At 62.0% G+C, this 17,318-nt stretch carries 17 protein-coding genes; 5 read left to right on the top strand and 12 right to left on the bottom strand.

Annotation, left to right across the window (positions count from 1 at the left end):
• Positions 1–108: 108 nt before the first annotated feature.
• On the bottom strand, positions 109–1,920 hold the full coding sequence (locus GKR99_06355) for an ATP-binding cassette domain-containing protein (GenBank protein ID NKB27181.1): 1,812 nt from the start codon (positions 1,918–1,920) through the stop codon (positions 109–111).
• Between the two features lie 81 nt (positions 1,921–2,001).
• Between GKR99_06355 and GKR99_06350 the strand changes: the two genes are divergently transcribed.
• A complete protein-coding gene (locus GKR99_06350; GenBank protein NKB27180.1) occupies positions 2,002–2,328 on the top strand; it encodes a metalloregulator ArsR/SmtB family transcription factor in 327 nt (108 codons plus the stop codon).
• Positions 2,329–2,464: 136 nt separating this feature from the next.
• On the opposite strand, the gene GKR99_06345 is transcribed toward GKR99_06350, so the two are convergent.
• Complete coding sequence (locus tag GKR99_06345; protein NKB27179.1) at positions 2,465–4,192, bottom strand: LysM peptidoglycan-binding domain-containing protein; 1,728 nt, start codon at positions 4,190–4,192, stop codon at positions 2,465–2,467.
• Between the two features lie 67 nt (positions 4,193–4,259).
• Here GKR99_06345 and GKR99_06340 point away from each other — a divergent pair, with 67 nt between their 5' ends.
• Entirely contained in the window at positions 4,260–4,808 is a 549-nt protein-coding gene (locus tag GKR99_06340) for a TIGR00730 family Rossman fold protein (protein NKB27178.1), read from the top strand.
• Here the strand turns inward: GKR99_06340 and rarD are convergent.
• The 10 genes from rarD to GKR99_06290 form a co-directional block, all read right to left on the bottom strand.
• Positions 4,751–5,695, bottom strand: coding sequence for an EamA family transporter RarD (rarD, locus tag GKR99_06335; protein ID NKB27177.1), 945 nt, complete (start codon positions 5,693–5,695; stop codon positions 4,751–4,753). The genes GKR99_06340 and rarD overlap by 58 nt on opposite strands.
• Complete coding sequence (locus GKR99_06330) at positions 5,692–6,582, bottom strand: metallophosphoesterase (protein NKB27176.1); 891 nt, start codon at positions 6,580–6,582, stop codon at positions 5,692–5,694. The genes rarD and GKR99_06330 overlap by 4 nt, the downstream gene beginning before the upstream one ends.
• 11 nt (positions 6,583–6,593) lie before the next feature.
• Entirely contained in the window at positions 6,594–7,193 is a 600-nt protein-coding gene (locus GKR99_06325) for a superoxide dismutase (GenBank protein NKB27175.1), read from the bottom strand.
• A 150-nt stretch (positions 7,194–7,343) separates the two neighbouring features.
• Positions 7,344–7,739, bottom strand: a complete 396-nt coding sequence (locus tag GKR99_06320; GenBank protein ID NKB27174.1) for a hypothetical protein — start codon at positions 7,737–7,739, stop codon at positions 7,344–7,346.
• A 32-nt stretch (positions 7,740–7,771) separates the two neighbouring features.
• Complete coding sequence (locus GKR99_06315; GenBank protein ID NKB27173.1) at positions 7,772–8,347, bottom strand: sarcosine oxidase subunit gamma; 576 nt, start codon at positions 8,345–8,347, stop codon at positions 7,772–7,774.
• Positions 8,340–11,309, bottom strand: coding sequence for a sarcosine oxidase subunit alpha family protein (locus tag GKR99_06310; GenBank protein NKB27172.1), 2,970 nt, complete (start codon positions 11,307–11,309; stop codon positions 8,340–8,342). The genes GKR99_06315 and GKR99_06310 overlap by 8 nt, the downstream gene beginning before the upstream one ends.
• Positions 11,306–11,635, bottom strand: coding sequence for a sarcosine oxidase subunit delta (locus GKR99_06305; GenBank protein ID NKB27171.1), 330 nt, complete (start codon positions 11,633–11,635; stop codon positions 11,306–11,308). Before GKR99_06305 ends, GKR99_06310 begins: the two co-directional genes overlap by 4 nt.
• Positions 11,636–11,683: 48 nt before the next feature.
• Positions 11,684–13,063, bottom strand: a complete 1,380-nt coding sequence (locus tag GKR99_06300; protein ID NKB27170.1) for a hypothetical protein — start codon at positions 13,061–13,063, stop codon at positions 11,684–11,686.
• Between the two features lie 483 nt (positions 13,064–13,546).
• Entirely contained in the window at positions 13,547–13,825 is a 279-nt protein-coding gene (locus GKR99_06295; GenBank protein ID NKB27169.1) for a hypothetical protein, read from the bottom strand.
• 83 nt (positions 13,826–13,908) lie between these two features.
• Complete coding sequence (locus GKR99_06290) at positions 13,909–15,156, bottom strand: sarcosine oxidase subunit beta family protein (GenBank protein ID NKB27168.1); 1,248 nt, start codon at positions 15,154–15,156, stop codon at positions 13,909–13,911.
• A 219-nt stretch (positions 15,157–15,375) separates the two neighbouring features.
• Between GKR99_06290 and ccmI the strand changes: the two genes are divergently transcribed.
• The 3 genes from ccmI to GKR99_06275 are packed head-to-tail and all read left to right on the top strand — an operon-like array spanning position 15,376 to position 17,305.
• Positions 15,376–16,599: a c-type cytochrome biogenesis protein CcmI gene (gene ccmI / locus GKR99_06285; protein ID NKB27167.1), complete on the top strand. Its 1,224-nt coding sequence runs from the start codon at positions 15,376–15,378 to the stop codon at positions 16,597–16,599.
• On the top strand, positions 16,596–17,072 hold the full coding sequence (ruvX, locus tag GKR99_06280) for a Holliday junction resolvase RuvX (protein ID NKB27166.1): 477 nt from the start codon (positions 16,596–16,598) through the stop codon (positions 17,070–17,072). Before ccmI ends, ruvX begins: the two co-directional genes overlap by 4 nt.
• Positions 17,069–17,305 carry a DUF1289 domain-containing protein gene (locus GKR99_06275; GenBank protein ID NKB27165.1) on the top strand — a complete coding sequence of 79 codons (237 nt, stop codon included), beginning with the start codon at positions 17,069–17,071 and terminating at the stop codon, positions 17,303–17,305. The genes ruvX and GKR99_06275 overlap by 4 nt, the downstream gene beginning before the upstream one ends.
• Positions 17,306–17,318 lie beyond the last annotated feature (13 nt).

Genomic DNA, 17,318 nt, shown 5'->3' with positions numbered 1-17,318 from the left:
GACTGCGCTCAGCCTGCCCGCGCGCCGTGGCGGCAGGCAAGGGAGCCCGAGTCACCAAACCGTGAAGACGGCAAAGAATTGCTGAGCCGGGTCACCCATACAGCAGCCTCAGGCAGCGTCTTCCTCGGATTGCTGACGGTGCCAAAGGCTTGCGTAACGCCCTGATTTCGCCAGCAGATTGTCGTGGGTTCCCTGTTCGGCAATCACACCGTTTTCCAGCACCACGATCAGATCGGCATGTGCAACGGTGGACAGACGGTGTGCAATCGTCAACACCGTGCGCCCCTGCCCCATCTCCTGCAGACTGTCCTGAATGTCCTGCTCGGTCTCGGAATCCAGCGCACTGGTGGCCTCATCCAGCAGCAGGATCGGCGGGTTCTTGAGGATCGTCCGCGCGATCCCAACCCGCTGTTTTTCACCCCCCGACAGCTTCAATCCACGTTCGCCCACAGTCGTCTCATACCCGTCCGGCAGGCTGGAGACGAAGTCGTGGATCTTGGCCGCCTTCGCTGCCTCTTCCACCTCGGCACGGGAGGCTTCGGGGCGGCCATAGGCGATGTTGTAATAGATCGTATCGTTGAACAGCACAGTGTCCTGCGGCACGACGCCGATCTCGGCGTGCAGGCTGGTCTGGGTGACATCCCGCACATCCTGCCCGTCGATCTTCAGCGCCCCGCCGCTGACGTCGTAAAACCGGAACAACAGCCGCCCGATGGTGGACTTGCCGGAACCTGAGGGTCCGACAATCGCCACGGTTTCCCCCGGTTTCGCAGTGATGCTGACACCTTTCAGGATCGGGCGCGCAGCGTCATAGCCGAACAACACATCGTCCAGAACGACCTCTCCGCCCGTCACCTCCAACGGCTTCGCGCCGGGCGCATCCACAACCTCGGCCGGTTGCCCCAGCAGGCCGAACATATCGCCCATATCGACCAGCGCCTGCCGGATTTCGCGGTAGACGGTGCCAAGGAAGTTCAGCGGCATGGTGATCTGGATCATATAGGCGTTGACCATGACGAAATCGCCCACCGTTAGCACCCCATTCTGCACGCCAATCGCCGCCATCACCATAACGATGACCAGCCCCGCAGTGATCAGCAACGCCTGCCCGAAGTTCAGAAACGCAAGGCTGTACGAGGTTTTCAGCGCCGCCGCCACGTACCGCTCCATCGAGCTGTCATAACGCTCTGCCTCACGCGCCTCGGCCCCGAAATACTTGACGGTTTCAAAGTTCAGCAGACTGTCGATCGCCTTCTGATTGGAGTCGGTGTCCTGATCGTTCATCTCTTTGCGGATCTTCACCCGCCATTCGGTCACGGCGAAGGTGAACCAGATGTACAGACCGATGGTGACGGCGACGACGGCCAGATACCAGATGTCGAAAACCACGGCGAGGATGACGCCGATCATCAACAGCTCCAACACCAGCGGCCCGATCGAGAACAACAGGAACCGCAGCAGGAATTCGACGCCTTTGACGCCTCGTTCAATGATCCGGGACAGCCCGCCGGTCTTGCGGGAGATGTGATAGCGCATCGAGAGGCGGTGAATGTGGGTGAAGGTCTCCAGCGCCAATTGGCGCAGCGCGCGTTGCCCGACCGGCGCGAACAGCACATCGCGCAGCTGCTGAAAGCCGACCGCCATCAGCCGGGTGACGCCATAAGCCACCGTCAGGCCAACTGCGCCCATCCCCAGCATCCACGCCGCCGAGACACCGTCCCCCGCCAGCGCATCCACCGCCGCCTTGTAATAAAACGGCGTGATGACCGAGATCAGGCGCCCGAAAAACAGCACCACCAGCGCGATGACCACCCGGCGCTTGACCCAAGGGTGATCATCCGGCCACAGGTACGGGCCGACCCGGCGCACCGTGGTCCAGCCGCTGGCCGCGGGCGCGTCATTCATCGTCGTGTCTGTCATTCCGGCACGCTCACGTTGGTTGATTTTGTCGTCAATGCTGTCTAAAGCATGCAGTTACAACATTTCAAGAGGTGTTGAAAGATGCAAGAGTCCACCGCCCTGCGCGCCTTCGCCGCCCTTGCCCATGAAACGCGGCTGGCGGTGCTGCGGCTGCTGGTCCCGCAAGGCGCTGACGGGCTGAGCGCGGGTGACCTTGCAAAACAAACCAACTGCAGCGCCTCGGCCCTGTCCTTCCACCTCAGCACGATGGAGGACGCGGGGCTCGTCACCTCGGCCAAGCAATCGCGCAACGTCATTTACCGCGCCGATTATGACAATCTGTCCGGCCTGATCCACTATCTGACCGAGGATTGCTGCTGCGCCCATCCGGATGTGTGTGGGTCCCTAAACCATTCATCTTCTTGTTGAAAATATCCCCGCCGGAGGCATCGAGCCTTGTTCAACTGACCGAAACACCAACTGGGCGTTCGTTGTGTGCGGCTTGCGTTGTAATTGCGACGACGGTAGCGAAATCAGAACAATCTAGCTCCTACGCATTCCCCGCCTACTCATCCCCCTCCGGCACCGAAAAAATCTGGCCCGGATAAATCCAATGCGGATCTGCGATCTCTCCCCTATTCGCCTCAAAAACCCGCACGAACAGCACCCCGCGTCCGTATTCCTCACGCGCAATTCCCCAGAGGGTCGATCCCGGTTGCACCGTGATCAGGCGCGGGCCGGTTGAGGTGACTTGTTGCTCTTCCGCCAAGGCCACGATCCGCGCTGCGTCTTCACGCTGGAACGGCGTCACCGTGCGCGAGGTCACTGCGCCCGAGGCGTCCAGCTCATCCACGCGCAGCTGATACACCCCGGTATCGACCACCGGCAGCGGCGTGCGCCACTGTCCATCGGCGGCAACCGGAACCGTCTCAACCGGGCGGTTGTCCAGATAGATCCGGACCGTCCCGGACCCGCGCCCTGACAGAACCACCGTTCCTTCAACATCATAGGCAATTGCGTCGATACTGACCGCCGTCTGCACCGCCGGACGCCCGGTTCCGGGCTGCACCACGCGCATACCTTCCGGGTCCGCCAGCAGAAGGCGCGGCTGCGCGGCCGGGGCGCGCGCGGTCGGCACATCGGGTTCCGCATTGGTCTGCGCCGCATCGGCACCGCCGGACACGTCGGGCGACGGCGGCAGCTCGGGCGACGGCGCGATGATCAGGGTTTCCGCCCCGCGCAGAACCGATCCATCCGCCCCCTCAGCCGTCAGGGCCACCTGTTGCGGTGCAACGCTTGGAGAGACCAGAAACAGCGCCGCGAATTTCCCGTCATCACCCGCGCGTGCCGTTGTCACCGCCTTTCCGCCCAGCAGGACCGAGATCAGCGCCCCGGGAACCGCACGCCCGGCCAGCACCGCCGTCCCATCGGCATCGACGCGCACAAGATCGAAGCGCGGCGCATCCGGGGACGGGGCGGAGGCCGGTGTATCGGGGGCCGGTGTGTCGGGAACCTGCACCGCGACCGGCGCGCTGATCGTGGCCTCAGGGTCCGACGGGGCCTCTGCACCCGGTCTGTCCGCCACCTCGGGCACTGCCAGGGCGATGATGTCGCCTCCTACGGCCCCGGCCTCGGCAGTGTCATCTTCCGACGCCAGCGGCTGTGGCGCTGCGATGGAGCTGACCGCTGGCGTTGCCGCCGCTTGCACTGGTTCGTCCGCAGAAGGGGCCGCTATTTTGATTGCTGTATCGGTTGCTGTATCAGTTACGGAATCAGTTGTGGTTTCAGTTTCTGGTCCAGTTTCGGATGAAACCACCCCTGCCCCAGATGGTTCCGCAGTTGTAATCGTCGTCGGTGTCGGCGGCGAAGTCGGTGCCGTTTCCGGTTCCGGAACAGCCACTTCGTTCCCGTCGGGGGAGTCCGGCGACGCCGGGCCCTCGCGCTCTGCTGCCGTTTGGCTAGCTACGACCTGATCGGTTGCCTCTGGTTCAGACGCAGGCTCAGCATCAGCCGCAGGCGTCGTTGTCGGATCTGCCGCCTCAGGCGCCGCCAGTGGCTGCCCGGTTGCCGCCACTTGCACGTCCGCCGGTTGTGACTCCGCCCCGGCCTGTTGCCCGCGGGCTTCGCCGGTATCCGAAGGTGCCGGCACCACCAGCTGGCCCGACACCGGCAGGTTCGCCGCCCCGACCGAGACCACGATGACCCCGATCAGAACGCCCTCGGCCAGCCAGCCGGGCCTGGAATTGTCTGTCGCACGCGCCATGCCCTTGCCCCCGCCAGGTTCCCGGTCCATTGCTGGACCAGTCTAGCCAATTCGACCTCAGAGTCACGCCGCCATCGTTGAACCGGAAAGGACCGCCATGCCCCCGATCACATCTGTCTGCGTCTATTGCGGTTCGCGCGACGGCATCGCCCCGGCATATGCAGACGCCGCCCAGGCCCTTGGCCGCGCATTGGCCGAAAACCGGATGCGGCTGGTTTACGGCGCGGGCGACGTCGGCCTGATGGGCCGCGTTGCACGCGCGGCCGGCGCTGCGGGCGGCGACACATTCGGCGTGATCCCCACCCACCTGATCGACATGGAGGTCGGCAAGCGCGACCTGAACACCTTTGTCGTGACCGAAACGATGCACGAGCGCAAAAAGGTCATGTTCATGAACGCCGACGCAGTGATCGTGCTGCCCGGTGGGGCCGGTTCGCTGGATGAATTATTCGAGGTGCTGACCTGGCGCCAGCTTGGCCTGCACTCCAAACCGATCCTGCTGCTGAACATCGAAGGCTATTGGGATCCGTTGGTCGGGCTGATCGACCACGTGATCGCGCAAGGATTCGCAGGCGACGATATCCGCGACTACGTCACTGTGGTCCCCACGGTCGAGGCTGCCCTCGCCGCCCTGCGCCCGACCTGATCGGCCCTGACCGCGGCAATCGAATAGATTGCCAAGGCAGTCCAGATGAACCCGAAGGCCAGCACCTGGCCGCGGCTGAACCCTTCGCCAAACACCACGATGGCACAGAAAAACTGTAACGTTGGATTGATGTATTGCACGATCCCGATCGTCGCCAGACGAATGCGCCGCGTGGCATAGCTGAACAGGATCAGCGGCCCGGCCGTGATCGGACCGGACAGGATCAGCAGGCTGGTGGTCCAGACGTCGGACCCAAAGCCGCCGACATTGCGCCCCACCAGCCCGTTCCAGCCCTGTGAATGGACGCCCCAAAGCCAGATCATTGCCAATGGCGCCAGCAACACCACTTCGGCCGTCACGGTAATAACCGGTCCGGCCGACATCCGCCCTTTGATCAGCCCATAAAAGCCGAATGTCAGCGCCAGCGAAAAGCTAAGCCAGGGCACCACGCCGACGCCAAGGATCAGCACGCCAACCCCGAGGGCGGCAAGCGCTACGGCACTTAACTGCGCGCGTCCCAACCGCTCACCCAAGACAAGCCGTCCCAGCACCACTGCCACCAGCGGGAAGATATAATAGCCCAGACTGCTTTCAGTGACCTGCCCGATCTGCGTTGACAGGATGAACAGGAACCAATTGGCCGATATCATCAGCGCCGCGATTGCGACCAGCACCAGCGATCGGGGCCCGATCATCAGGCGCGCGACCTGCCGCAGGCGGCCCTGCACCAGCAGAATGATCCCGAAGAACCCCAGCGACCACAATGTCCGATGGCTTAGCAATTCCAACGGCGGTACATGGGCCAGCTGCGTATAGAATATCGGCGACAGCCCCCAGACCGAACAGGCGGCGATCATCGCCAGGACGCCCCGCGCCGGATCGGTCATGCGCCCAACTCCACCACTGTCCCTTCGGGCACCACGCCGAAGCGCACCGGGATGATCGAGCACCCCAACCCGCCCGAGGTCACGATACAGCGCCGCCCCTCGGTCACCGGGCCATAGGCAAAGCGCGCGCCAAAGCGGCTTGGCACTACAGGGCGCCAGCCGAACAGGTTGAACTGCCCGCCGTGCGTGTGACCCGACAGGGTCAGGGCGATGCGGTCGGGCACCTTCGGGAAAATATCGGGCTCATGCGCCAAAAGGATCGCGGGCGCGCCATCGTCGGGGATCTGCGCCATGGTTCCGGGCAGGTCGTCGACGCCAACCCAGCGGCCTTGCCGCCGGTACGCAATCTGATCGCCCAGCCCGGCCAGCCAGAATGCGGCGTCGCCCTCGCCCAGTTTCAGAACCTGATTTTCAAGCACCGGAATGCCATTGTCCTGCATCGCCAAACCCGCCAGCACCGGCCCTGTGCCGCGCCGCTGCGCGGTCAGATCATCCCACCAGTCGTGATTGCCAAGCACGGCAAAGACACCCAGCCGCGCCTGCAGCCCGCCCAGCACCCGCCCGGTATCGGCCACCTTCACCGGGGCCTGAACAAAATGATGCCCCGCCGCCAGATCGCCCAGCACAACGATCAGATCCGCCCCGATGGCGTTGGTGCGCGCGACGATCTTTTCCAGCCGCGCCAGCGTCATCCAGGGCCCGCCCATATGCAGGTCGGTGACAATCGCAATCGACAGTTTCTGCCCCTTTGGCCAGCCGGGGACATCCGGCGCCCAGCGTTTCACCCGAAACCGCAGCGCCGGTTCCAGGAAGAACGCATAAAGCGCAGAAAAAAGGCCCGCCAAGAATACTCCAAGCAGGCCTTTCAGAAAACCCCGTCGGGTCACGCGCGGTGCCCTTACATGCGGCTTGCGACGTTCTCCCAGTTGACCAGATTGTCCAGGAAGTTGGTCAGATACTTCGGACGCGCGTTGCGGAAGTCGATGTAATAGGAATGCTCCCAAACGTCACAGCCCAGCAGCGCCGTCTGACCAAAGCACAGCGGGTTCACGCCATTTTCGGTCTTGGTTACGGCCAGACCGCCATCGGCGTTCTTGACCAGCCAGCACCAGCCCGAGCCGAACTGCCCGGCGCCCGCCGCGCTGAATTGCGACTTGAAGTCATCGACCGAACCAAAGCTGTCTTTGAGCGCGGCTTCCAATTCGGACGGCATCGCCGACTTGCCCGGGCCCATCATCTCCCAAAACTGGTTGTGGTTCCACAACTGGCTGATGTTGTTGAAGATTCCGTTCTGCGCGACGGCGGATTTGTCATAGGTGCCGGTGATGATCTGTTCGAGGGTCTTCCCCTCCCATTCGGTTCCCTCAATCGCCTTGTTGCCGTTGGTCACATAGGCGTTGTGGTGCAGGTCGTGGTGGTATTCCAGCGTTTCCTTCGACATGCCGTTTTCGGCCAGCGCGTCATGCGCATAGGGAAGATCGGGAAGGGAGAATGCCATGTCAGGTGCCTCTTTTCAGGTGTGAACGTGTCGGAACAACGCGCGTCACCGCCCGCCGTTCCGTTACCCGCAAACTGCCGCATCCGGCAAGGACGCTCAACCCCAATCGACCCGGATCAGCGCCTTGCGGCTATCCGGGCCGAAATCAGGTCAGGAAACCTTGCAGGTGCCGCTTGCCGAGAACTTGTTGGAATAGCCATTGGGCTGCGCATTGATGCTGAGCTTGCCCGAGCTTTTCAGATAAGTCGCGCGATACACCATATTGGCGCGTTGTCGCGACTTGTTGACTGCTTTGACTGTCCAGCCAAATGTCACCCGCCTTTCGTTGTCATGCTTAACCCGCACACCAATTGGCTTGCCATAAAAGTGATGGATGATTGGATCACTTACCGTCGCCGTATTCGACCCCGCCTTGTGCGAGACGAACAGCTTGACCGGCAGCCAGTTGTGCGACTTCGAATCAATGTCACATTCATAAACCGCAGCCGAAGCCGAAACGCCGTAAAGACTTAGAATCGTTGCGAAAAATGCGGTTCGAAATTTCATGAAATCAGATCCCCTAAACTGTAATTGCGTGACTAAACAGCCGCAGGATATCCCGTTTGCCCGCCTTGTCGAGCCGATTCTGACAGAAGATCGAACACGTAGCGCGCGACCGAGCGGAAGCAGACAACCTCGAACCCATGCGCATCCGGCATCCAGAAAGCGCCCGCCACCTGGGCCAGACGCGTGCGTCGGATGTCGCCGGGGCCAAAGGCGTCCGGGTGCAGATCGACCGGCGCCAGTTTTGCCAGAACCTCGCGGCAGGCCGCGCCTTCAACCCGGAACAATGCGCGTGCGTCCGAAACGTTGATGGCCATCGCATGCTGTTTGGTAAGCGCGTCGGACAGCTGCGCGGCGGCGTCAGCGGCGTCGTCGTAGGGCAGCAAAAACAACAGCTCATCCGGCGACATCCACGCCAGGGATCGCGCGCCGTCATGCGTGATCCGGCGCTGGTCCGGTATGGCCATGCCGGTTTCTGCCTTGATGACATCCGCGAATTCCGCCGACGCGAATTCACCGCGCAGGGTAATCATGCCGCACAATTCGGACTCTGAGATTTTGCAGTAACCGTCGAAACTTGCACCACCAAGGGCAGTCATCACATCAGACATTCTGCTTCTCCCCCTCAGGGTCATAAAACACCGGGCTGACGATCTTTGCCGGGTTCGACTTCCCGTCCGTACTAGGGAAATCGATCACCTCGCCCATACGATCCGGTCCGTTCAGAACCAGACCCATGGCAATCCCGCGCCCCAGAGTCGGCGAGTGATAGGTCGAGGTCACGCGCCCCTGTGTGTTGCGCTGTCCATTCGCATTGGTCCCCTCAGCCACCGCATAGGCCCCATCGGGCAGAACCGAGCCATCGGGCGTTTCCAGTCCGACCAACTGCCACCGCTTCGGATCGGTCATATGCAGGCGCGCCTGCGCCCGCTTGCCCAGATAGTCGTCCTTTTTCTTCGAGATTGCCCAGTTCAGGCCCAGATCCTGCGGGATGATCGTGCCGTCCGTCTCATCCCCGATCATGATGAACCCTTTCTCGGCCCGCATGATGTGTAAAGCTTCGGTCCCATAAGGAGTTACGTCAAATTCCTCACCTGTTGCGTGAAGCATATCCCAAAACGCCCGCCCGTGGCTTGCGGGCACGGCGATTTCGTAGCTGAGTTCGCCAGAAAACGAGATGCGGAATGCGCGCGCAGGGATCCCGGCCAGCTCTCCCTCGGTCCAGGTCATGAACGGCAACGCCTCGGCCGAGACCTCCATTCCGCCGATTTTCTCTAACACTTTGCGTGCGTTAGGGCCAACAACGCCGATCTGCGCCCATTGCTCGGTGACGTTGGCCGTATAGACCTTCCAATCCCACCATTCGGTCTGAAGCCATTCTTCCATGTGGCCGTGGATACGCTCGGCCCCGCCGGTCGTCGTGTGGCACAGCCAGGTATCTTCGGACATTCGCGCCACGACGCCGTCGTCGATCAGGAACCCGTTTTCCGAGCACATCAGCCCATAGCGGCATTTGCCGACCGCCAGATTGGACATCATGTTGGTGTACATCATGTCGAGGAATTTCCCCGCATCCGGCCCTTTGACGATAATCTTGCCAAGGGTCGAGGCATCAAGCAGGCCCAGCGAATCCCGCGTCGCCGTCACCTCACGCGCGACGGCCTGATCCACGGTTTCCCCTTCGCGAACAAAGGCATAGGGCCTGCGCCAGTGGCCGACAGGTTCCCAATGCGCGCCGTTCGCAGCGTGCCAATCGTGCATCGGTGTGCGGCGCAGCGGCTGGAACAGATCGCCCTTCGCTTCACCCGCAATGCTGGACATCGAAATTGGCGTATAGGGTGGTCGGAACGTGGTCGTTCCGGTTGCAGGTATCTCCTGATGCAACGCATCCGATAATACCGCAAGTCCGTTGATATTGCTTAGTTTACCTTGATCCGTTGCCATGCCCAGCGTGGTGTACCGCTTGGCGTGCTCGACACTTTCATACCCCTCTCGGGCGGCCAGCTGAACGTCGCTAACTTTCACGTCGTTCTGAAAATCGAGGAACATTTTCGCGCGCTTCTCGATCCCCGCGCCTTGCGGCATTACCCAAACCGGCAGGATCTCGCCTTCGGCAACGCCGTCCGACTTTGGCGCCGCACCACCACCGCCAGCGGCCATGTGCGCATCCGAAAGCACCGTGTCCATCACCAGTGCGCCAGATGCACTTCCAGCTGTAATAACAAAGGCTTCGCCATCATGGCTGATCGGCGGGCGGCTCGGATCGGGGCGGAAATGGGCGTGATCCTCATCCCACAGCAGCTTGCCACCGCAATGGCTCCACAGGTGAACCACCGGGGACCAGCCGCCTGACATGGCAATCGCTTCGCACGGGATCGTTTCCAACACCGCACCTTCACCGGCGTGCAGGCAGACCTGAACGCCCTGCACCCGGCCCTTGCCAATCGCCGCGGCCACGCCGCGCCAGGCTTCAACCCGGATGCCGATTTCGCGGGCCTTTTCAATCAGTTCCCCCTGCGGATCCGGCCGCGCATCCAGGATTGCCGGAACTTCCAGCCCAACTTCTTTCAGCGCAATTGCGGTGCGATAGGCGTCATCGTTGTTGGTGACCACAACGGTGCGATCCCCGGCGCTGACGCCGTGATCGGCGATGTAATCGCGAACCGCGCTGGCCAGCATGACACCCGGCAAGTCATTGTTCGCAAATGACAATGGCCGCTCAATCGCACCAGTCGCCGTGATGATCTTCCCGGCCCTGATCCGCCACAGGCGGTGGCGCGGTGCGTCTGCATCATGGGTCTGTTCATAGGCCAGCGCATAGCCGTGATCATAAACACCCGCGCCCATGGTGTTCGCACGGATGGTCACATTCGACATCTTTTCAAGGAGTTGAAGGGTAATTTCAACCCATTGCATTACATTGAGCCCATCAATCGAGCCACCGTCAACCACGGCCCGGCCACCCCAGGCGCCGGTCTGTTCGATCAACATGATCCGCTGCCCGCCCTTTGCCGCCGCCAGCGCCGCCGTCAGCCCGGCAATGCCGCCGCCAACAACCAGCACATCGCAGAAGGCATAGAGATGCCCGTACCGGTCGGGGTCACGCTCGGTCGGGGCTTTGCCCAGCCCGGCGGACCGGCGGATCACCGGTTCGTACACATGTTTCCAGAAGGCGCGCGGCCAGTTGAATGTCTTGTAATAAAAACCGGCGGGCAGAAATCGCGCCATCCGGGCGTTGATCGCACCGACATCGAATTCCAGGCTGGGCCAGTGGTTCTGGCTGGCGATCACCGCGCCTTCGGTCAGCGGCGTCGTCGTCATTCGCTGGTTCGGTTCGAACGCCGCGCCGGACCCGAAATTCGCCAGCGCATTGGGTTCTTCCGCCCCGCGCGCGATGATCCCGCGCGGCCGGTGATATTTGAAACTGCGCCCGACCAACATTTGCCCGTTGGCCAGCAAAGCCGAGGCCAGCGTGTCCCCCGCATAGCCCGTCATCCGCTTGCCATTGAAGGTGAAATTCAGCGGCTTTGAGCGATCGATCAACCGGCCGCCGGTTGCAAGACGGGTGCTCATGCCAGATTCTTCCAGGTCCAGCCAGGGCGTTTGACGCGAATGGTTTCCAGGATTTCCGCAGGCGGTTCAGTGGTTTGCGCGCAATAGGTGCCAAACACCTCGAGCGTCGCAGTGCAACGTGCGGCGTGGAACCATTTTCCGCAACCATTGGCGTGCTGCCAGCGTTCGAAATGCACGCCGAACGGGTTTTCGCGGCGGAACAGGTAATCCTCAAAATCCGCGTCACTCGCATCGGGGCCGAAGCGCGTGATATGCGCCTCTCCACCGGCGTGAAGCTCAGTCTCTTCGGCGGCGACACCGCAATTCGGGCATGTTATCAACAGCATAGCGCACAGACCATTGCGGCCACCCCCCAACAGGTCTGACGATCCGGTTCACAAGGCATCCAGAACCTCCTCAAAAATCCGCGCAGCCTTGTCGGCCGGGTAGCTGCCATAGAGCCGCAAGGTCGAGCCCCATTTCTGGTCGGCATAGACCGGGCCGTCGCCGTCATAGGGCAAGCGGCTTTTGAAGTTCGGGTTGAAGTAGTGTGACGGGAAAATAACAACTTCGTCTTCTCGCCCGGCGACGAATTGCCCGATGTACCGATTGCCGGTCGAAATCCATGGGGCCTGCAGTGACGTCGCGGATTGCTGGATCTCCAGATCCTTGAGAATATCCTTCAGCATCGCCTGCCCCGGAGCTGCCGCGACGAAATGGCTGATATAACCAGGTCTGTGTTCTTCGTTCTCGTAGACACAGTATAACGTGGGATTCGGAAACAGGTCGTCGACTGGTTTCAGGCAAACCGAATCTGCTTCTGGGATGACGCCACCGCGTTCAAGCAGCAGTTCATACCGCATCAGGTCAGAAACGCCGTGAAATAATCTGCGCGCGAAATATTCGGCGATCAGTGCCTGGTTGCGCCAGCGACGACCAGACAGAAACGCATTGTCGTAAACCCGATACTCCCAATCCGGATGCTGATCACGCCAGCTTTGCATCCAATGGACCGGCGCCGGGCGATCGCCGACCCAGATATGTGCCATCGAGCGAGGTATTGCCAACGGGCCATGATCAATCGGGCGGGCGGGCGCCAATTCTGCATCAACGCTTTCATTCACCGCTGGAAATACGGGGTTTTTGCTGTGATAGCCCATAAGCCCCAGCATCAGCGAAACCTGAGTCGGAAAATTTGAACGGTTGACACAGATAAGGTCGCCATCGACGCTGAACACCTCGAACCCGCTATGTGACATTTCCTCAATGAAAATATCCGTTTCGGGTTTGCCGTCACCACCGGTTGCAACGACAAGCCGGGTGTTCAGCGCGTTCAAATCAAGTCCGTGCATCATCAGCAGGCTGTTTGTCACCGCGTCGAGGTAAAACAGGTCAACATGGTGATGCTCAAGGTCGACCAGAATGTCCCAAACCGGTTTCTCTCCGACAAGGCCGACCGCAGGCTCAACAATATCAAGGCGCGGATCACCCGCATGAAGGGCGGCGGTTTCTTCGGCGCGGTGCCGATCCTGTTCGATCAAAAGGATGCGCCAGTGTTCCGGATGACGCGGTTCATCCGAGAAGTTCTCGAGAAGCACGGTATTGGTGCCGATTGCGACACATAGAACATCGTCGGGGCATAGTGCGTCGAGCGCCACAAGCAGGCTTTGCTGCAAGTACGGCGATTGATGCTCGACGACTGGCTGGCGTGCCAACCGCATTGCGAGTGTTGTGTTACGAAATGACATTGCACCCCCTGGCGACGATCCCAACATGAGTCGATGCAAGATAACTGCAAGACGCAAGTTTTAATGGCAGACCGGGTTCGCCTGGCGTCCCTGAAACGAAAGCGCTGCAGCCATGGATGCTTCCCGATCTGGAGCAATCACGCGCACACCACTTTTGCCGTTGACGATGCCGCCCGCACTGATGACGCCCATGGTATCCTGGTTCAACCGTCCGAGGCGGGCAGCTTGATCTCGGTATCCGCGTCGTACGGGGCTTCGCCGCCGAGGTAGAAGTGGGCGAGGATTGCCACCACAACGACAAATGCGCCGACGATGAAGGCAAGCCCGGTGTTTCGGCTTTTTTGGGCCGTGAGAGTCTCTTGTTTGATTGCGTGCCGGATATCAAATGCGTGTGAGTAACTCGAATGCAGGGGGTGATGGAGCGATCTAAGGGGTGACTATGGGTGTGATCGACCGATGGCCGAGCCCGAACCGAAGTGGCGGTTCGGATAGGTGCTGTCGGCCTTAAACTCATCTTGGGCACACCGGCAAATTTTGACGGTGCAGACCACAAACTAACAAGTCGCCGTAGCCCCAAACGAGAGTCCCAACAGCAATCAGTCCGAACTGCACAATGACATCAGCGAGGACCAATCCTCGATACTCGTGAAGTGACGCTTTCTTGAGCTTTTCGGCAATTTTCCAATCGGCGATCCGAGAATTGCTAATCGCTAAAAAGCAAACTCCGAAGAACACCATCATACTGCCGAAGCGTTGAAAAGTGACTGGATTGGGTTCACAATAGGCCATGTACAAGAGGTTCGCGAGGCAAAACAAGACAAGCATTCCTTGAATGCCTGCGACCATCAAACTTCTTGTTGAATTTCCCAAAGTCAATGCGCCACCCCCGCAGCCACTGACTCATCAATAAACCGCCCCTCGCGGAACCGGTTCAGCCCGAACTCTGCGGCCAGTGGCCCCGGCGCGCCTTTGGCGATCATCTCGGCCGTGGCCCAGCCGCCGCCCGGGATCGCCTTGAAGCCGCCCGTCCCCCAACCGCAGTTGACGAAGACGCCGCCCACTGGCGTGGGTGAGATGATGGGAGAGCGATCCCCTGTCACATCCACGATCCCGCCCCATTGGCGCAGCATCTTCAGGCGGGCGATCATTGGGAAGGTCTCGACCAGTGCGCGCACCGTTTCCTCAATATGGTGGAAGCTGCCGCGCTGGGTGTAGTTGTTGAAGCCGTCGGTGCCGCCGCCGATCACCATCTCGCCTTTGTCAGACTGACTCATATAGCCGTGGACCGTGTTGGCCATGACCACCACGTCCATGCGGGGTTTGATCGGCTCGCTGACCAGTGCTTGCAGGGCCACCGACTCGAGCGGCAGGCGGAATCCGGCCATCTGGGCCAGTACGCCCGAATGCCCCGCCGCGACCAGACCCAGCTTGGAACAGCCGATGGGGCCGCGCGAAGTCTCGACCCCCGTGACCTTCCCGGCCTCGGTCCTGATCCCCGTCACCTCACACTTCTGGATGATGTGCATGCCCATGTCGCTGCACGCCCGCGCATAGCCCCAGGCCACGGCGTCGTGCCGCGCGGTGCCGCCACGTGCCTGCCACAGCGCGCCGAGCACCGGATAACGCGGGCCGTCGATGTTCATGATCGGACACAGCTCTTTCACGCGCGCGGGGCCGATGAATTCGGTCTGGACCCCTTGCAGGGCGTTGGCGTGGGCGGTGCGGACGTAACCGCGCACCTCATGCTCGGTCTGGGCCAGCATCATCACGCCGCGCGGGCTGAACATGACGTTCATGTTCAAGTCCTGGCTTAGCCCTTCATATAGGCTGCGGGCCTTTTCATAGATCGCCGCTGAGGGATCCTGAAGATAGTTCGACCGGATGATCGTCGTGTTCCGCCCGGTATTGCCGCCGCCCAGCCAGCCTTTTTCCAGCACCGCGACATTGGTGATGCCGAAATTCCTGCCAAGGTAATAGGCGGTCGCAAGGCCGTGCCCGCCAGCCCCGACGATGATCACGTCATAACGGTCGCGCGGTTCGGGGGATGCCCAGGCGCGGTCCCACCCTTGATGGTGGCGCATGGCCTCTCGGGCGATGGCAAAGGCGGAATAACGGCGCATTGGCGAATCCCAGGTCTGGTACGGCGCGAATGTGCGTGCGACGCGGCGAAATTGGAAGTGTGTGAACGTCGCAGTGGTGGTGAATTGCGACATTGGTGCAGACCGATGCGGCAAAGACAGGGGCGCGGCGCATGCGCCCCGACACGGCCCACCGCGCGAGACCGTGAGTTGCGCTGCGCACGCGAACGTCTAGATAGAGGCGGCAATGAAAGTGAACCGATGATTTTCTGGCTGATCGCCGCCGCCGTCGCGGCAACCGCTGTCTGGGTTTTGCTGGCTCCGCTGCGCGCGCAGCCCCCGGCGCAGAGCACAGGCGACAGCGCCGACATGCGGATTTACCGCGACCAACTGGCCGAGGTGGATCGCGACCTTGCCCGTGGCACCCTTGACGCGGGCGAGGCTGCGCGCCTGCGCACCGAGGTGCAGCGCCGTTTGCTGGACGCGGACCGCGCGCATCAGCAAGCGGTCGTTGCCGCAGGCGCACCTGTCGGATCGCTGCGTGTCCTGACTGTCGCGGTGCCGCTGGCGCTGATCGGTGGCGCGCTTGCGCTTTACGCCACGCTGGGTGCGCCGGGCGCGCGGGATTTTTCGATGCAGGATCGCCTGGCCCTGGCCGAGCAGATGAACAATGCCCGCCCCTCGCAAGCCGACGCCGAGGCGGCGGCGCCAAATCGAGAAGTTGCCGGCACCGACCCGAAGTTCCTGGACCTGATGACACAGCTGCGCGCCGCAGTCGCGGATCACCAGGACGATCTTCAGGGCCATCAGCTGCTGGCCCTGAACGAGGCCGTGCTGGGCCGCTATGCCGCCGCTGCGGCCGCGCAGGCAAATGTGGTCCGCCTGAAAGGCAACGCCGCCACCGCCAGTGATGTTGCCGAACACGCAGGCCTGATGATCCTGGCCGCCGACGGGATCGTCTCGCCCGAGGCGGAACAGGTTGTGATCCGGGCGCTGCAGATGGACCCTTCACACGGGGTCGCGCGTTATTACGCCGGATTGCTGCATGCCCAGGTCGGGCGCCCTGATCGCGCTTTCCAGATGTGGCGCAGCCCGCTGTCCGAGGGGGGGGCCGATACGCCCTGGGACGCCCCGATACGGGCGCAGATCATTGATGTCGCGCGCGCCGCCGGTGTCAGCTATACCCCGCCGCCAATCGCGCAACAGCGCGGCCCAAGTGCCGCCGATATTGCCGCCGCTGCGGATATGTCGGCAGAGGACCGCGACGCCATGATCCGGGGCATGGTCGATGGCCTGTCCGAGCGTCTGGCGACCGAAGGCGGCCCGGCCAGCGACTGGGCGCGTCTGATCGGAGCGCTGGGTGTCTTGGGCGAGGTTGCGCGCGCCGCCGAAATCTATGCCGAAGCGCGCGAGGTGTTCGCCGCCAACCCCAATGATCTGGCGCTGCTGGCCCGCACCGCAAGCCAGGCGGGGATCACCGAGTGATCCTGACCGACATCACGGGCTTTGCCTCCGCCCTGCCCCGCCACGGCGCGCTGATCGGGCTTGACCTTGGGGACAAGAACATCGGTCTGGCGGTATCGGACACACTGCGCGGGATCGCCAGCCCGTTGGAAACGATCCGGCGCAAGAAATTCTCGGTCGATGCGGCGCGGTTGCTGGATGTCATCGGCGCGCGCGAGATTTGCGGGATTGTGCTGGGGTTGCCGATGAACATGGATGGCTCGGAAGGGCCACGCTGTCAGTCGACGCGGGCCTTCGCGCGCAATCTGGAACGGCTGAGCGATCTGCCGATCACCTTCTGGGACGAACGCCTGTCCACCGTTGCCGCCGAACGCGCGCTTCTGGAAGGTGACACCAGCCGCCGCCGCCGGGGCGAGGTCATCGACCACGTTGCCGCCGGGTTCATCCTGCAAGGCGCGCTGGACCGGTTGCGCGTTCTGGAAAGCGCGCCATGAGTGATGAGATATGGCAGCGGGACGAGGTCGACAGCCCCTGCATAAAGATCTGTCTGATCCACCCGACCGAGCGTCTGTGCACCGGCTGCTATCGCAGCATCGACGAGATTGCCGCCTGGGGCGCGATGTCGCCCGAGGCCCGGCGCGCCGTCATGGCGACGCTGCCGGATCGCGCGCCACGGCTGAAAAAACGGCGCGGCGGGCGCGCCGCGCGTCAGGCGCGCGACGACTGACAGAACAAAAGCA

The organism is Paracoccaceae bacterium (assembly GCA_012103375.1).
Taxonomy (GTDB): Bacteria; Pseudomonadota; Alphaproteobacteria; order Rhodobacterales; family Rhodobacteraceae; genus WLWX01.
Note: the sequence above shows the minus strand (reverse complement) of the source record. Positions and strands in the feature narration are given on the sequence as shown.

Bases quoted from the DNA above. Each gene is read 5' to 3' on its own strand.
- rarD (NKB27177.1), bottom strand. From the start codon at position 5,695: ATGACCGATCCGGCGCGGGGCGTCCTGGCGATGATCGCCGCCTGTTCG.
- GKR99_06355 (NKB27181.1), bottom strand. From the start codon at position 1,920: ATGACAGACACGACGATGAATGACGCGCCCGCGGCCAGCGGCTGGACC.
- GKR99_06295 (NKB27169.1), bottom strand. From the start codon at position 13,825: ATGGCCTATTGTGAACCCAATCCAGTCACTTTTCAACGCTTCGGCAGT.
- GKR99_06305 (NKB27171.1), bottom strand. From the start codon at position 11,635: ATGCTGTTGATAACATGCCCGAATTGCGGTGTCGCCGCCGAAGAGACT.
- GKR99_06345 (NKB27179.1), bottom strand. From the start codon at position 4,192: ATGGACCGGGAACCTGGCGGGGGCAAGGGCATGGCGCGTGCGACAGAC.
- GKR99_06300 (NKB27170.1), bottom strand. From the start codon at position 13,063: ATGTTGGGATCGTCGCCAGGGGGTGCAATGTCATTTCGTAACACAACA.
- GKR99_06325 (NKB27175.1), bottom strand. From the start codon at position 7,193: ATGGCATTCTCCCTTCCCGATCTTCCCTATGCGCATGACGCGCTGGCC.
- ccmI (NKB27167.1), top strand. From the start codon at position 15,376: ATGATTTTCTGGCTGATCGCCGCCGCCGTCGCGGCAACCGCTGTCTGG.
- GKR99_06275 (NKB27165.1), top strand. From the start codon at position 17,069: ATGAGTGATGAGATATGGCAGCGGGACGAGGTCGACAGCCCCTGCATA.
- GKR99_06320 (NKB27174.1), bottom strand. From the start codon at position 7,739: ATGAAATTTCGAACCGCATTTTTCGCAACGATTCTAAGTCTTTACGGC.
- GKR99_06290 (NKB27168.1), bottom strand. From the start codon at position 15,156: ATGCGCCGTTATTCCGCCTTTGCCATCGCCCGAGAGGCCATGCGCCAC.
- GKR99_06340 (NKB27178.1), top strand. From the start codon at position 4,260: ATGCCCCCGATCACATCTGTCTGCGTCTATTGCGGTTCGCGCGACGGC.
- GKR99_06315 (NKB27173.1), bottom strand. From the start codon at position 8,347: ATGTCTGATGTGATGACTGCCCTTGGTGGTGCAAGTTTCGACGGTTAC.
- GKR99_06350 (NKB27180.1), top strand. From the start codon at position 2,002: ATGCAAGAGTCCACCGCCCTGCGCGCCTTCGCCGCCCTTGCCCATGAA.
- GKR99_06310 (NKB27172.1), bottom strand. From the start codon at position 11,309: ATGAGCACCCGTCTTGCAACCGGCGGCCGGTTGATCGATCGCTCAAAG.